Annotated in this window: 9 protein-coding genes, 1 pseudogene and 2 riboswitches; of the genes and pseudogenes, 3 read left to right on the top strand and 7 right to left on the bottom strand. The window is 67.9% G+C overall.

All coding sequences use genetic code 11. The features are described from left to right. Together NBW77_RS11200 and NBW77_RS11195 are read right to left on the bottom strand one after the other, a co-directional pair. Positions 1-379: pseudogene (locus NBW77_RS11200) on the bottom strand (glycine dehydrogenase (aminomethyl-transferring)); the annotation flags it as partial. A gap of 62 nt (positions 380-441) precedes the next feature. Beyond that, positions 442-553: riboswitch (glycine riboswitch) on the bottom strand. Continuing rightward, positions 554-651: riboswitch (glycine riboswitch) on the bottom strand. A gap of 139 nt (positions 652-790) precedes the next feature. Then, positions 791-3,088 (bottom strand): phosphoinositide-specific phospholipase C-related protein, encoded by a 2,298-nt coding sequence (locus NBW77_RS11195; protein WP_250279663.1) that lies wholly within the window; start codon positions 3,086-3,088, stop codon positions 791-793. A 526-nt stretch (positions 3,089-3,614) separates the two neighbouring features. Here NBW77_RS11195 and NBW77_RS11190 point away from each other — a divergent pair. Further along, positions 3,615-5,909 carry a phage holin family protein gene (locus NBW77_RS11190; protein WP_250279664.1) on the top strand — a complete coding sequence of 765 codons (2,295 nt, stop codon included), beginning with the start codon at positions 3,615-3,617 and terminating at the stop codon, positions 5,907-5,909. Positions 5,910-5,917: 8 nt separating this feature from the next. Here the strand turns inward: NBW77_RS11190 and NBW77_RS11185 are convergent, their stop codons facing one another. The 4 genes from NBW77_RS11185 to NBW77_RS11170 form a co-directional block, all read right to left on the bottom strand. After that, positions 5,918-6,871, bottom strand: coding sequence for an MBL fold metallo-hydrolase (locus NBW77_RS11185; protein ID WP_250279662.1), 954 nt, complete (start codon positions 6,869-6,871; stop codon positions 5,918-5,920). A gap of 23 nt (positions 6,872-6,894) precedes the next feature. After that, positions 6,895-8,688 carry an ATP-binding protein gene (locus NBW77_RS11180; RefSeq protein WP_165485809.1) on the bottom strand — a complete coding sequence of 598 codons (1,794 nt, stop codon included), beginning with the start codon at positions 8,686-8,688 and terminating at the stop codon, positions 6,895-6,897. A gap of 106 nt (positions 8,689-8,794) precedes the next feature. Beyond that, the gene (locus NBW77_RS11175; protein WP_242605546.1) at positions 8,795-9,229 is read right to left on the bottom strand and encodes a DUF427 domain-containing protein; all 435 of its coding nucleotides are present in this window, start codon (positions 9,227-9,229) and stop codon (positions 8,795-8,797) included. A gap of 39 nt (positions 9,230-9,268) precedes the next feature. Beyond that, a complete protein-coding gene (locus tag NBW77_RS11170; protein ID WP_250279661.1) occupies positions 9,269-10,249 on the bottom strand; it encodes an LLM class F420-dependent oxidoreductase in 981 nt (326 codons plus the stop codon). Between the two features lie 283 nt (positions 10,250-10,532). Here NBW77_RS11170 and NBW77_RS11165 point away from each other — a divergent pair, with 283 nt between their 5' ends. Further along, on the top strand, positions 10,533-11,588 hold the full coding sequence (locus tag NBW77_RS11165; protein ID WP_165485808.1) for a lysylphosphatidylglycerol synthase transmembrane domain-containing protein: 1,056 nt from the start codon (positions 10,533-10,535) through the stop codon (positions 11,586-11,588). Positions 11,589-11,732: 144 nt separating this feature from the next. Next, the gene (locus NBW77_RS11160) at positions 11,733-12,191 is read left to right on the top strand and encodes a peptidoglycan-binding domain-containing protein (protein WP_131745222.1); all 459 of its coding nucleotides are present in this window, start codon (positions 11,733-11,735) and stop codon (positions 12,189-12,191) included. 149 nt (positions 12,192-12,340) lie between these two features. On the opposite strand, the gene NBW77_RS11155 is transcribed toward NBW77_RS11160, so the two are convergent. Next, a complete protein-coding gene (locus NBW77_RS11155) occupies positions 12,341-14,941 on the bottom strand; it encodes a type 1 periplasmic-binding domain-containing protein (protein WP_250279660.1) in 2,601 nt (866 codons plus the stop codon). Positions 14,942-14,954: the final 13 nt, after the last annotated feature.

Here is a 14,954-nt window from a genome sequence, read left to right as displayed (position 1 = left end):
GCCGTCGCAGTTCCGCGAGCACCTCCGGTTCGCTCACCACGGGCGGCAGGTCGAGCGCGGTGTCACGGATCGCAGCCGGAACCGCGGCCCCGGTAAGCGCGTCCAGGCTGGCATAACCAAGCCCGTCGAGCATCCGCTGACGCTGACCGGCATCCGGGCCGACGTGCCGGTCGACGAAGGTCGCCAGCTCACCGGTCACCATCGCCGTCGACGCCGTCGACGCCGGCCCGGCGGGACTTTCGGACGACGGCGGGACGGGCGACGGCGGGACGGGCGACGGCGGGACCGGCCGGGGCGTGGCAGGCTGCATGCCAACCGTGGAAGTCCCGTTACCGCTGCTGGTCCGGCCGGTCCTGTCCGCGGGCGGTTCGGGGTTCATGTGCACGGTCGAAGCGCTCCAGAGGTCGGGCAACTCGGCATGCGCGCCGGTCGCGACGGACCTCCCCCTCTGTCCATCTGCCTGAGAGTTTCACCCGTAGTCACCGGCCCACGGGCCGGCACTCCGGGCTTTCACCGTCGGCGGGACGCCGAGGGCGTCCACTTTCCAGAGCTGCCTGACCCGGCGGTTTCTCCAGCCTGAGAGTTTATGGGGAGATCTTGCTCCTTCGGCGCCACGGTCTGGTGTGCCGTGGACTCTCCCGCCCGGGCGTGAGCGGCATCGATGTGCAGTTGTGTACCTGTTCTGATCCTAGGGTTCCCGATGGCCGGCCGCCAAACTCCACGCAGAGCGACACACAGGACCAGACCCTGGCGGCCCCCCCGCCCGCGCCACCATCGGGTGGAGACAGCGCTACCGGGCGGGGCGGCGGTTCAGCTCGGCGACGGTCGGGACGAGGTCACCGATAGTGGCGAAGTCCACCGCCACGAACGTCGGCAGCCGTCCCTGCGCGCTCTGGCACGCCCTGACCTGGTCGAGCAGGGATGCACGCCGGTTCACCACAGCCGCGTCCGCCCGGCTGCTCGCCGTCCGGGTGATCCAGTGGTTGATCAGCATCATCGACGGTTTGCGCCCGCCGCGGCCGAGCAGGCAGGTGAAGCCGTCGGGCGAGGACACATCGAAGGACGTGTCGCCGGCATACCGGAAGAACTGCCGGTAGAAGCTACCCGGGACGTCGGCGCTCTCCGCGAAGACGACCAGGCGCCGGTTCCTCTCGACCATTGAACCGAGCGTCGGCCAGTCGCCGCCGACATCCCTGGGCGGAGTCAGCACATAACGACCCAAACCCGCCCGGTTGAAGGCGTCCATCACCTCGGCCGCGGGAGCACCGTCCTGGATCACCAGGGTGACCACCTCGGTGGGGTTCGCGGCAAGCCAGGCGCGCAGCCGGGTCAGCTCGACCTCCAGGTTCAACGCGCCGAGCTGGCAGATGTCGTGGCACAGCCACAGCCCCGGACGCGCCGAGCGAGCACCGCGCGTGAACGGCTCGAAGACGGCGCGCTGGTCCGGCGGGAGGTTGTTCAGGAACGCGTCGACCTCCTCCGGCTGCGTCCAGTGGTGGACGTCTATCAGCAACGCGCGGATACCCGCGTTCAGCTGGCCGATCATGTCCGGGTCCTGCGCCGCGCCGAGAAACCGGGCGTCGCTGGCCGCCATCGAGTTGTGCGTGGCCGCGTACACCACGTCGTTGTACCTGTGGTCGCAGAGCTGGTCCGAGCCGTTGCAGTACCGGACGGCCGGGGTAACCGGCAGGGGCACGACGGCCCAGAACAGCGCGGTGATCGCCGCCGAGGTCGCCGCCAGCGTCCACCACCGCCGGCGGCGGACCGTCGACCGGACGAGCATCCGCACCACCGAGGTGACCACGACGATGGCGGCAGCCGCGATCAGTGGGATCACCGCGAACGTGAGCCAGTTGTCCTCGACCCGGCCGACCAGCCCGCGGGAGATGTCGTGAAGCATCGCGCGCACGCTCACCGGCAACGACGACGAGGGGCCGGTCAGGGCCTCGAGCGGGTCGCCGATCAGGCTCGCGACCATTCCCCCGACCGCGAGGGCCGAAAGGCCGGCCGCGGCAAGCCCCGCCACGACCAGCCGCGGCCCAGACCCTCCACGCCGGCGGATGACGACGAATCCGGTGGCGAGCGCCGCGAGCATCAGACCCGACAGCCCGCCCGCGGCGAGCAGCACACCCGACGAGCCGAATTCATGGACGGCGTGTACCGCGGACGTACCCGGGGAGTCGGGAAGCCCCCGCAGGGCCGGCCCCAGATCGATGGCCGTACCACCGCCGACCCGACGCCGTAGGTCCGCGATGGAAGTCTCGTCACCCTCGAAGACCAGCGGACCCGCGACGGCCAGCGCCGAGGAGAGATCGCCGGCGCGCATGAGCGTCACCAGTTGCTGGTGCACGGCGCGACGCTCGGGCCCGTCCAGCCCATGTGCCCGGTCGAGAACGACGTCGGCGACCTGGTCGGCCTGAACGGGCGAGAGCCGCACCGCGCCGATCGACGGCACGGATGTCGGCGGGTGTCCCTTCGACAGCTGCTCGAGCGCGTCGAGGAGTCCGACGGTGAACCGGCTGACGTCGTCCACCGGGTAAGTGGTCGCACCGGCCACCTCACCGGCGAGGTAGGTACTGGCGAGCTGGGAGACGTTGGCCAGCACCGGCCGCAGGTCGATGCGCAGGTAGAGAGTGTCGCCGCTGCCGCTCAGGTAGGCCGCGGTCCGATCCGCCAGGCTCGCCGCCACCCCTTTGAGTGACGACGGAGGGATGACCACCCGCAGGTTCGCGGTCAGCACCGACTGATCGACGGGTAGGCCGGCGAAGAGCTGGTCGGAGACTTCGACGATCTGCGGGTCGGGCAGTACCTCGCTGTAGAAGCGCTCGTACACGTTGGCGTCGGACAGCACCTGCTGGTAGTAGCCGGGCTGCTGCACGGTGCTGTAGACGGTGAGCAGGGCGACCATCACCGGCCAGCACAGCGCCGCGACCGCGACAACCGCTATCCGCAGCAGCCAGTCCCCCCTGCGGCGTGGCCGCTCGGCCTGGACGGTCGTGGTGCTCGCCGGCAGGCCGGTGCCCGCACGAGGTGCGCCGGCGTTCGGGACGGGGCCGCGCCGACCCGACTGGACGCGAGCGTCACTCATCGCGTCCTCCCGGTCGTCCGGCTGCACTACTTCCCCGACCTGATCACCTCGCTTCACGGCAACGAGCGCCGGCCATATCTTCCATGGTGCGTGATCGAACGGTCCGCGATGGCCGAAAGACGCCGGACGAGCGAACCCGAAACCTGCAGAAAACCTTCTCTTCCGTGACATTCACGCGAAACGACCTGGGGCGCCCGGCTTCGACAAGCTCGCGGTCAAGGCCGCTGGAGCGACCCACCCAACCTCTCGATCTCGTCGCCGCGTAGCGTGCAACATCGTCGCCGCGATCTCGGCGGCATTCCGGTCACAAGAGGCAAGCAGTTGCTCACCTTCGATTGTCGGCACCGCGGACAACGCGCGCCGGCCAGCCGGGTCGGGCGTCCAAGCGATGAGGCCACGGCGCTCCAGCGTGATCGCCCGACACACCGCCGACGGGCATCGACGATCATGCGGCACCAGACCGGTTGGTTAGTCTGCGCTGGTCATGGTTGCAGGTCACACCGGTGCCGATGGCACCGACCCCGGGATGCAGGTGCCACCCGACCTGTCCGGACGCGAGCGGGGACGGCTCGCCGCGGTCGGCCGGCTCCTGCGTGGACGCCTCCGCCTCGGCGCCGTGGTGCTGCGCGGCATGAAACCGACACCGTCCCTACTGCTGCGAGCTGCCCGGTCCGCCGTGGCAAGCGGGCTCGCGCTCGGGCTGTCCCTGGAGTTCCTGCCCGGCATCGATATCCATGGGTTCGGCGCCCTGATGCGGGTGGTCGTCACCCTCGCGCTGGTCGGCGCTGCGCTGCGGCCGGTTCTCGTCGCCCTGGCGGTTGCCCTCGGCGGCGTCGCCGTCCTGTTCATCGGCCTGTTCGCGCAGGCCCTCGTCATCTACGTGGCGCTGCGCATCGAACCGGACGTGAGCTTGCGCGGGTTCGGCGCGGCCATCGGGGTCGCGTGGGCCACCGCGGTGATCGCCGCGGTTGTCGGCTGGCTCGCCGACGCAGGCAGCGACGAGACGTTCATCGGCGAGGTCATGCGGCAGGTCGCCCGCTACAGCAGCGGCGGCGGCAGCCCGTTCGACGGACCCGGTGTCGTCATCGTGCAGATCGACGGACTGTCCGCGCCGCTACTGCGGTGGGCGGTCACCGCCGGGAACCTGCCCACGCTGAGCCGGTGGGTCCGCTCGGGCTCACACCGCTTCGTCGAGTGGCACACCGGCATGCCGTCGACGACCCCCACCAGCCAGGCCGGCATCCTGCACGGCGTGTCCGGCCACATCCCCGCGTTCCGCTGGTACGAGAAGGACACCGGCCGTCTCATCGTGACCAACCGCCCACGGGACGCCGGCGAGGTCGAACGGCGGTTCAGCGACGGACGCGGCCTGCTCGCCGACGGCGGGGTCAGCATCAGCAACGTCTTCTCCGGGGACGCGCCGCACAGCCTGCTCACCGTCAGCCAGGCCGGGCTGCCCGGCCGCCGGGCCCGCGGGTATGCATCGTTCGCGGCCAGCCCGCAGGGATTCGCCCGATCCCTGGTCCTCACCATCGGCGAAATGATCAAAGAGGTTCACCAGGCCCGAAAACAGCGCCGCGACAAGATCTTTCCCCGCGTTCGCCGTGGCGGCTCCTACATCGCGCTGCGCGGGCTGACCAACGTCCTGCTGCGGGATCTCAACGTCACCCTCATCGCGGAACAGATGGCACGCGGGACACCCGTGGTGTTCTGCGACTTCGTGGACTATGACGAGGTCGCCCACCATGCCGGGCCGAACCGTCGGGAGTCCCTGCAGACCCTGGAGGGTGTCGACCGGGTGCTCGCGATGCTGGAACGGGTGGCCGCCAGCGTCGAACGCCCGTACGAGCTGGTCGTCCTGTCCGATCACGGGCAGAGCCAGGGTGCGACGTTCCGCCAACGCTACGGGCGGTCCTTCGAGGACACCGTCCGTGCCCTGCTGATACCCGACGCCGCCACGACAGCCACGACAGCCACGACAGCCACGACAGCCACGACCGGCACCGCGCCAACCGCCGTCCCAACCGCCGCACCAACCTCGACCGGCACAGCCGAGGACTGGGGCCCGGTGAACACCCTGCTCACCGAGGTCACCGGCGGCGGTACCGGCACCGGACCGGGCCGGCGCATACTGCGGCGCCGCGCCGACGACGGGCAGGTGGTGTTCGGCCCGTCCCGCCTTGAGGTCGTCCTCGACCCACAACGACCGGACCTCGTCGTCGTCGCGTCCGGAAACCTTGCCATGATCTACCTGCCGCAGGTGGCGGGACGCGCCGATCTCGAACAGATGGCGTTCCTGCACCCGGCGCTCGTCCAAGGCCTGGTCAACCATCCCGGTGTCGGATTCGCGGTGGTGCGCTGCCCGGGCCACGGTCCAGTCGCGTTCGGCGCCCAGGGGCGGATGTTCCTAGAAACCGGCATGGTCGAGGGTGACAACCCGCTGCTCGGCTACGGCTCGCGGGCCGCCGCGGACCTGCTCCGCCACCAGCGGATGAACCATGTGGGCGACATCGTCGTGGTGAGCCGGCTGGACCCGGGCACCCGCGAGGTCGCCGCGTTCGAGGAACTGGTCGGCAGCCACGGCGGGATCGGCGGGGACCAGACCCGCGCGGTGCTCCTGCACCCCGCCGCCTGGCCGGCCCCTGTCAGCTCGATCGAGAGCCCGGCCGAGATCCATCACCAGCTCGTCCGCTGGCTGGAACATCTCGGGCTGCGGCGTGACCCCCTGCCCACGGCCCGCATTGCCGGCGACCGTGAGACCACCGGCCGCGCCGACACCGACACCGACACTGTTGAAGAAGGCGCATCCGCCCGGCGGTGATGTTCCGTTTACCGCTGATCCGCGGCAGTGGTCGGGATGGCAGTACCCCGGCCGTCGTCGGAGGACGGGCCGCCCGCGTCCGGCACGGCCAGGGACTGTCCGTGGGCAAGCACCTGCACCCGAACCGCGAGGTTGGCCTCGTCCGCAAGACGGGCGAACTCACGTCCCGGTTCGTGGAATCGGTCAGGTCGGACACGGTCGAAACCGATCGGCCAGAAGGTCCCGTAGTGGATGGGCACGGCCACGGCCGACTGTCCGGGCGCAGGGTCCTCCCGCCCGGTCGGCCCGGTCCCGGTCGACGCAGTACGGGTCGGCCCGGTCCCGGTCGGCAACGTTCGCCGCGCCGCCTCGACCGCCCCGGCCGGGTCGAGATGGCCGGGGCCGAGGTTCGGTCCCCAGCCGCCGACCGGGACCAGCGCCAGATCGATGCCGAGCGGGGCGAGGTCGGCCATGGCGTCGTACAAGGCGGTGTCCCCGGCGAACCATGCCGTGCGGGTACCAGTGATCACGAAACCGAGCGCCGGGCCTCGGTGGCGTGACCAGGGTCCACGGGATCCGTCATGCCGCGCGGAAACGGCCAGCACGTCAAGACCTCCGGCCCCACCGCCGGCCCCACCGCCGATCCCGCTGTCCCCGGCTGGAACCCGGATGCGGTCGCCCGGCACCATCTCTACGCAGCGTTCGGCGAGCTCCGGGTGCCGGCCGCGCAGCAGGGCGGCGGCTCCACGCGGGACAAGCAGCGGTGCGGTCGGCGGCAACAGTCGCAACGACGGGATGTCGAGGTGGTCGGCGTGCAGATGCGAGACGACCGCCGCATCGACCTGGGCCGCATCCCTCGCCGGGCGCATGCCGGCCCGTCGGCGCAGGTGCGCGACCCGCATCCCGAGAACGGGGTCGGTCAGCAGCCGGATGCCGGAGTCCTCGATCAGCACAGTGCTGTGCCCCCACCATGTGACATCCATCCCGCCAGTGTGCCCGCCGGCCGTCAGGAACGAGGATCATCGGCGACCGGGGGTGGCACGGGAGTGCCGGGAAACCGCGGACCGGCGATGTAGAACACTCCCTGGCCGACGGTTTTCACCGATCCGACGGCGAGCAGTCCGTCGTCGCGCAGCTCACTGAGCACCCTCGACGCCTGTATCGACCGGAGACCGAAGCAGTCGATGAGATCACCGGCCCGCACCGAACCCTGTTCGACGACCAGTTCGACCACGAATGGCTTGACCTCCTTCGGGAGGACATCGAAATAGGGCAGACGCGCGGCGAGCAGCTCACGCGCACGGTTACCGAGACGGAAGCCTCCGCCACCCACCTTAACCGGGGTAATCAGCACAGAATTACCGTCGATACTTTCGTGTCGGGCACGCGTCAGCGCCTCGGACGCTTCCTCAGGCGTCTTCTGCAATAGCGGGGCAAGAGTTCCCGCATCCACCCGAGGATGATCCGACAGCCAATAAATGATCAGTACGATGTCCACGTCAGCGCGGGCGTCGTCACTCAGCAGTGAGGTCAGGTCGGTGACCGGCTCCACCGGACTACCACCTATGAGTACACAACGGACAGCGTCGACGGTCTGCGTGATCACCGGAGGTCGGTGCCCGAGCAGAATCATTTCCCGGTACATGCGGTCCACACCGATCGCTTCACGTTCGGCGAGCCGCAGACTCCGCATGACGTTCGCAAGGTGTGGGTTCGTCGGCCGGGAAGTCGTGGTCAGGACATTTGACGTGTCGACACCGTGCGGGAAACGCCCCGGGGATGTGACCACAAGCTGGTCGCCCAGGTGTTCAATGGTGATCGGTTCCGGCCGGGTCCAGTCCCGGTGCATGATTGCGTTGACAAGCGCCTCCCGTGCCGCCGGACGGGGAATCGCCTCGCCGATGCCACGCGCCCCCAGCCGTACCGCGTGAACACGCTGGTTCGCCAGCCTGATGGAAATTTCGACTTCGTTGAACTCCACCAGGAGAGAACGGCCTGGTTCATCCACGCGGACCTGGGCATCAGCCCCCGGCCGGACCCGTCGGATGTAGTCGAGATGCGATCGGCCCCTGTCCGTCACCGTGAACAGCAACGCACCGGCACGGGTCAATGTGCCGGTAATCGGGTCAAGGACACCGAGAGCACGCAACAGATCCTCATCCGACCGGGATGCCAGGGCGACCCGACCCGGTTCCTCGGTGGCCCGCAACACCTGCCGGGCCACCAGAAGGGCCGCGAAATCGACATCTGCGAACCGCATCGTGGTCGGCTCGGCCGACCAGTCGATGTAACGACTGACCAGCGCCGCATGATCCACCCCGAGCATCTCCACGCAGTGTGCGCCAACCCGGTGTTTATACCGGCCGCCGGACACCTTGTGTGCCGTGAGACCCGAGCTGACGACGATGACCAACAGGCGTTCCCCGCCATCCGAGAAGATTGTTTCGATATCGACGGCAAGGTGCGGATCGGTGAGCTCCCAGATGCGGTGCCGCAACCATTCAGGATCCAGACTGGTGCCGACGAACGCGGCCGGACCACCCGCCCTGTCGTCGACACCGACGATCACAACTCCACCGTGGGCGTTCGCGAAACAGCAGGCAGCTTCAGCAAGATCACGAGCGGTCGGTTCGTGTCGGGTGGCGCCGGCCGTCAGCAAGCCGCCCACCACACGCCGGGACTGATCTTCCTTGAAGTCCAGGGTCCCGGTTTCGACGTCGGCCGCACGAACGCCCCCATGGACGGTTACGAGCGCCCTGGAGGCCTCCTCACGCCTGGGGTCATGCCAGACCGAAGTCACGATACGATCACCCCGAGAAGATCTAGTTGATAGTTCACCTCCAGGAAGTATACGGTCCACGGCCGGGTGGCGCTTGATCGGCATATTCACTGTCGGACCAGGACCATCAGGACCACGCGGTGGTCGGACGTGGCTGCGTCACCCCGTCCACAACCATCGCGTCGACCCGTTCGTCGAAGAAGCAGATCAGAGCCTCGATCTTCAGGCATTCCGGGATCGGGGTCGGGTAGCTCCACGCGATATCGACCGGTCTACCGTCCACCGTCACCGACCAGTACCGGGCGACCCCCTTGTACGGGCAGCGCGACGTGGTCGGGCTCGGTGTCAGCAGGTCCATGCGCACGTCCGACCGGGGCAGGTAGTAGCGGGTCGGCAGGCCGGTCTCGAACAGGTAGAGCACACGGCTGGAGTCGGCGACCGTGACACCGCCGAAGGTCACCCGTACGCGTCGCGGGCACGGCTCCACCCGTACCCGGTAGCCGTCGTCGTCCGGTTGCGTATCCGGTTGCCGTACCGTCCGCGGACCGGTCGTCTGGGACATCGCGTTTCCCCTCCCCTTCCGCATCATCGTCCACGGCGCTTACGGACGCGACACGGTGTGCGGGTCGGCGAGGTCGCGCACGAGCGCGGGCGCGAGCTCGGCGAGCTGGTCGAGCCCGAGACGGTCGCCGCCGGCGGTGGGCAGCGGCTGGATGCAGACGTGGTCGGCACCGGCGTCGAGATGCTCACGGACTCGGGCCTGGATGGCATCGACGTCCCCCCAGGCCACGATCGCGTCAGCCAGCCGGTCGCTGCCTCCCCCGGCGAAGTCGTCGTCACCGAATCCGAAGTCGCGCAGGTTGTTCACGTAGTTCGGCAGTGTCAGGTAGGGAACCACGAAGCGGCGCGCCACGGCGCGGGCGCGGGCCGGATCGGTTTCCAGGACGACAGCCTGCTCTGGAGCAAGCAACGGAGCGTTGCCGAGGAGGGCCCGCGCCTTCGCCGTGTGCGCGGGCGGGACGAAGTAGGGGTGGGCACCCGCCGCACGGTCACGGGCGAGCCCGAGCATTTTCGGGCGCAGCGCCGCGAGGACCCGCTGGACCGGCTCGACCGGAGCGGGCGCCTGGCCGACGGTGGCGTCCATCGCGTCGAGGTAGCCCTGCATCGTGGCGAACGGCCGGTCGTAGGTGTGGCCCCTCGCGCCCACGACCGGACCGTGACTGACGCCGATTCCGAGCAGGAACCGGCCGGGATACGCCTCGGCCAACGTGTCGGCGCCCAGTGCCATCGTGACCGCGTCCCGCGCCCAGATGTTCGCGATCCCGCTGGCCACCACGATCCGCCGGGATGCGGCGAGGAGTATCGCCGCATGGGCGAAGGCCTCCTTGTTCTGCGCCTCACCGAACCAGAGAGCCCCGAAGCCGAGGTTCTCGATCGTGGCGACCGCTTCTCGCTCGATGGCTGCCGGTCTGCTACCCAACGCCATCGTCCACACACCGATACGGCCGATACGGTCACGTATCGCGGTCACCGTATCGACGTGGACCGCATCGACCGGCTGGGTACGGGCCTCGGTTGTCACACATCCTCCTGATATTCGGCAGTGATATCCGGTGGCTGCGGAGCCCGCCCGGGTGACGGGCCCCCTATGCCGCCAGAGCTCCGGAGGCCCCGGTTTCCGCAGCTCATCACGTCGAGCGGCGGATCATCCATGGTTTCTGTTGAAAATACGGCGCTTTCTCTTGGTCAAGCCACCGCCGGCCCATGTCCGCAAGGTGGACCGGCCACAGGGCCCTCGGGTCGGTCTTCTGTAGCTTTCCGCGCGTGACAGTGACGGCATCCGGGAGCATGGGTGCGTGATGCCGGTGCGGGTACCAAGATGGCTGCGCCACGGAGCCACACTGATAGTGCTGCTGCTTGTCATCGAGTATGCGGTGTTCCCACAACTCGCGGGTGCACGCAAGGCGTTCGAAACGCTGTCCGGAGTGGAACCGGCCTACCTCGTTGTCGGGCTGCTGCTGGAGGCCGCGTCCCTTCTGGCGTACTCGATGCTGACCCGCAGCGTGCTCTCCCGCGAGGGTAGGCCGTCGCTGTGGGCGCTGACGCGTATCGACCTGACGTCACTGGGTGTCAGCCACATGCTCCCCGGCGGTGCGGCTACCGCGAGCGCGCTGCGCTACCGGTTGCAGCGCGGTGCGGGGATCAGCGCGTCCGAGGCGGTGTCCGCCGCCGCGATCCAGGGCGCCGGATCGGCTGTCGTCCTGAACGTGCTGCTGTGGATCGGTCTGCTGATCTCCATTCCGACCCGCGGTGGCAATCCGATCTACGGAGTCGCGGCTGCGGCCGGAACCCTGCTGATCGCCGCCGTGTTCGTCGGGGTGGTACTACTCACCCGCGGCAGCGAGCGGACCGTTCACATCGTCCGCGCCATCGCCCGCCGCATCCCGGCGGTGCCACCAGACAGTGCCGAACGACTCGTGCGCACCCTTGCCGATCGCCTCCGGGTCCTCGGCGCGGACCGGCCACTGCTTGTCAGGGCAACGCTGTGGGCTGCCGCGAACTGGTTGCTCGATGCCGCGTCGCTGTGGGTGTTCCTCCATGCCTACGGCCACGCCATGGCCCTGGACGGCCTGCTGGTCGCCTACGGGATCGCCAACGTCCTCGCCGCCATTCCGATCACCCCCGGCGGGCTCGGGATCATCGAGGGGGTACTGGTCCCGACACTCGTCGGGTTCAGCACGACCCGGGCCGTCGCGCTGCTCGGGGTGGTGACCTGGCGGCTCGCGAACTTCTGGCTTCCGATCCCGGTCTCGGCGCTGGCCTACCTGTCGCTGCGGACCGGACCGCTGCTGCACCGCAGGCTGCCGCCCCAGCGCCCATGGACGGACCCGGAAAAGATCAATCGAGAGCCGGCAGCCTGACCTGGCCATGTCCGGTCACGACGCTCGGTCCGGTCACGACGCTCACCGAAAACATAGCTGACAGAAATAGAATCATCGCTCATAGTGTTTGCGGGTGGCCACCGCCGGTCGCCGTGCAGACTCACCCATCGAAGGAGGCCAACCATGGCGCTCACCTGGCCCCTGCAGAAAAGCGGCAGCAGCAACGAGCCGGTACAGACCGTCCAGTACCTACTACGTGCGCACGGATACACCGTGGGCATCGACGGCTTCTTCGGACCACGGACCGAGGCCGCGGTCCGCGCCTTCCAGTCCGCCCAGTCCGCCCAGTCCGCCCAGTCCCTCACGGTCGACGGGACCGTGGGCGACCAGACCTGGCCGGCGCTCATCATCACCGTCCGCCACGGGGACAGGAGCGAAAAGGGCGATGCGGTACGAGCCGTCCAGGACCAGGCGAACTTCCGCACCGGGGACGCCGCCCACCCCTTCCCCGTGGACGGGATCTTCGGTTCGCGGACCGACAACTGGGTCCGGGCGTTCCAGCAGGGCGTCGGGATCACCGTCGACGGGATCGTCGGGCCCGTCACCTGGAACCACCTCGTGAAGGAGAAGCTGAACACTTGAGCGGCCCCGGCGGTGTTCCGGGACGGCCGGCGTCGGTGGTGGACTCGCCGACGCCGGCCCGATGCCCGAGACAATTTGAGTGAACAAACACGCCACTCTCATACCGAACGAATAATTATCGTGCCGCCGTTGGTCCACCTTCTGTTGATTTATTTTCTGTTCCACAGACAGTCGTCACCCGCGTAGTCCTTGGGGACGTGACGCTCGTCGTGCTCGACAAGGTACACGCACTTCGGCGTGTCGGTCGAATTTCGGATGTTGTCGACACGCAGTACTGTCAATTTTTTGCCCTCGGCTATCCGGGATACCCGAAAACTCACCCGACCGGTGACACCTTCGTAATCAATCTCCCGGATTTTCGCCGCGACGGCGCTCGGATTCGGTATGAAGGGGACTTTAAGATCCTGGTAGCCACCGGATGAAGCGGCCTTCAGAAGAAGCCCGACCGTGTCGTAGTCCAGGCCGACCCGCTCGCCCGGCCACCGCATTCCGGACAGTTGCCCGAGCTGTCCGTACAACTTGGTGAGGTCCGCGCAGAAGGTCTGGACTATCGCCCCGCCGAAATCCTGACCGCCAGTATACTTTCCCTGGAAGCACCCCTGGCCCGCGAGGACGACCGGGCTGCCCTTGGAGACGTAGTCGACGGTCACGTTCGCGGGTATCGGAGCGTCAGCGGACTGTTCGCTGAACGATATGAATCTCGATACCGAGTCGACGCCCACCACCGGCGTGGTGTTCGTCCGGTCCGGGCACTGGCCGAACATGAAGTTCAGGAACTTTCCGAAATCCTCATGGCGACCCGAATACAAGATCAGATCTCCGGGCTGCCGATCCCCGGATTTTCCACCGCCACACGCGGTGAGACCGTCCTGATCCGCGACGAAATCCCCGGTCCAGGGCCGGTCGATAAAAGCGATACCGACGTTCGACAACTCGGTATTCAGATCGGTCACGAGCGTCGACACATACGCGTCCTGCGAGTCGCTCGGATGGTAGACCCTTATCCTCCGCACATTCCGATACCGGGCGTAGGCGGCGACAAGGTGGGCCTCGACCCGGTTCGGTGGAACCATCTGGAAGTACAGTGGCGAATAATTCTCAAGGCCGTCACCCGACAGCGTCGTCCCTATCACAGGCACACCGATGTTACCCAGTTTCGCGATGGCCTTCTCAGTCTCGACGATGCTGCGGTCCAGCCCGATAACAGCGAGTGCGCTCTTATCTTCGTGGAAGAGTCGAACCAGTTGGTTGTCGACGACCCGATCGGCCTCCTTCATTTTTGCGCCACCATTGGCAACAATAACTCTCAGACGCGGTTCCGTGGTCATCGAGGACGGGGCGCACGTTCCATTCAGCCTGGGCTGGCCGTTATGGTTCACCTGCTGGAGCAGGATCCCTTCGAGCTCCTCGCTCTGTGCCTCACTCCAGTCGCCGCCGTCCGCCGGTGTGGTCAGACCCGCGAAGTAGACCAGGGTGACAAACGGACGCCCGTCGGACCCGGCAAGCCACTCCGCGCACCGGTTCTGCGCGAAAATCGCCCGCTGGTCACGCAGGAGCCTGGCATCCTGCCCGAACGTCCGGCTCGCGCTGTCGCTGTATCCGACACACTCACCATTGATCATTTCGGTGGACACCCCGCCGCCGGGTACCGACCGCGGGCACTCCCCGGTCGGGTTCCTGCCGAACGGGTTCACCCACGCCACCGATGCGGCAACGGCGAGAATCACGACCAACGACAGCAGAACCCCGGAACGCGCCAGCACAGGACCGCGCGGCGGTCTGAACGACGGTGGCACCCGATTGCGCGGCGCACCGACCGGCTCGGCCACGGCGTTCAGCCCCACACCCGTGCCGGGAGAATCGGTGGTCTCGCAGCTGGCCACCACCACCAGGGGATCGCGCATACCGGTCTCGGCACGGACAGCATTGATGAGTCGCAGCAGCCTGGCGCCACTGTTGGCATCCGTCACATTATCGACCAGTACGACGGTGTTCGTCGTCCGGCGCCAGGCACGGGGCCGCCACGGCCGGCGCCGGTATGCCCTGCGCAGATCCTCCAGAAAGGCGTGCACGAGCAGCTTGTCGATGACATCGGGGTCCGGGTGTGCGGCAAGGCGCACGGCAAAGCCCAGAAAATCGTTGCGGTCGTGGGGCCGCAGATAATGCTGGCGGGTGAACCAGCGGGTCTGACTACCCAGACCCGGCAGGCGCCCGCCGACCCACAACCAGAACCGCGCGACCGGCCAGAGCGCGGAACAGAGAGTAAAGACCGACCTTGTGAAAGGATCCGGCGCGATGCCGGCCGCGGCGTCGAAAAGCGGTACGACGACACCGTCGTCAGCGCGTGCCCTAAGCCGCGTTACCAGCTGCTTGCGCGGGTCGGTGTTTCCCAGGTCCTGCGTGGTCAACCATTCCGCGAGCAGATAGTGGTGAAAACGCAGGTGTCCGACACCGAAAGACGAGTTGGAAAGCTTCGCGCACAACTCGTGGAGTAGCGGCAGTCGGGTCGGCCTCTCCGGATCGGTGTAGTCGACCGACGCGTCCACCAGTACGTGCGGTGCCCTGGCCGGAGCAGGCGCGAGCAGGCGGTCCAGGAGATCGGGCAACGGGCTTGCGGCAGAATCCTCACGGGTCAGACAGACAATCGGTGATGCCTGGACGGGACGCCTGCGGCGGATCATCAGAACGCCGATCAACTCGAGCCGGGCGGCCGTCCCGTCAGGAACAGGAACGGGATTGTCCTCAGGCACGGCAGAGCCCCCC

It is taken from the genome of Frankia sp. Cppng1_Ct_nod (genome assembly GCF_920656135.1).
In the GTDB taxonomy this organism is placed as follows: domain Bacteria; phylum Actinomycetota; class Actinomycetes; order Frankiales; family Frankiaceae; genus Protofrankia; species Protofrankia meridionalis.
The sequence above is the reverse complement of the archived record's forward strand: the minus strand, read 5'-3'. Positions and strand labels throughout refer to the sequence as shown.

What these genes read in the sequence shown, in the direction of transcription:
- NBW77_RS11195 (WP_250279663.1), bottom strand. Translation starts at nt 3,088, where the DNA reads ATGAGTGACGCTCGCGTCCAGTCGGGTCGGCGCGGCCCCGTCCCGAAC.
- NBW77_RS11190 (WP_250279664.1), top strand. Translation starts at nt 3,615, where the DNA reads ATGCAGGTGCCACCCGACCTGTCCGGACGCGAGCGGGGACGGCTCGCC.
- NBW77_RS11185 (WP_250279662.1), bottom strand. Translation starts at nt 6,871, where the DNA reads ATGGATGTCACATGGTGGGGGCACAGCACTGTGCTGATCGAGGACTCC.
- NBW77_RS11175 (WP_242605546.1), bottom strand. Translation starts at nt 9,229, where the DNA reads ATGTCCCAGACGACCGGTCCGCGGACGGTACGGCAACCGGATACGCAA.
- NBW77_RS11160 (WP_131745222.1), top strand. Translation starts at nt 11,733, where the DNA reads ATGGCGCTCACCTGGCCCCTGCAGAAAAGCGGCAGCAGCAACGAGCCG.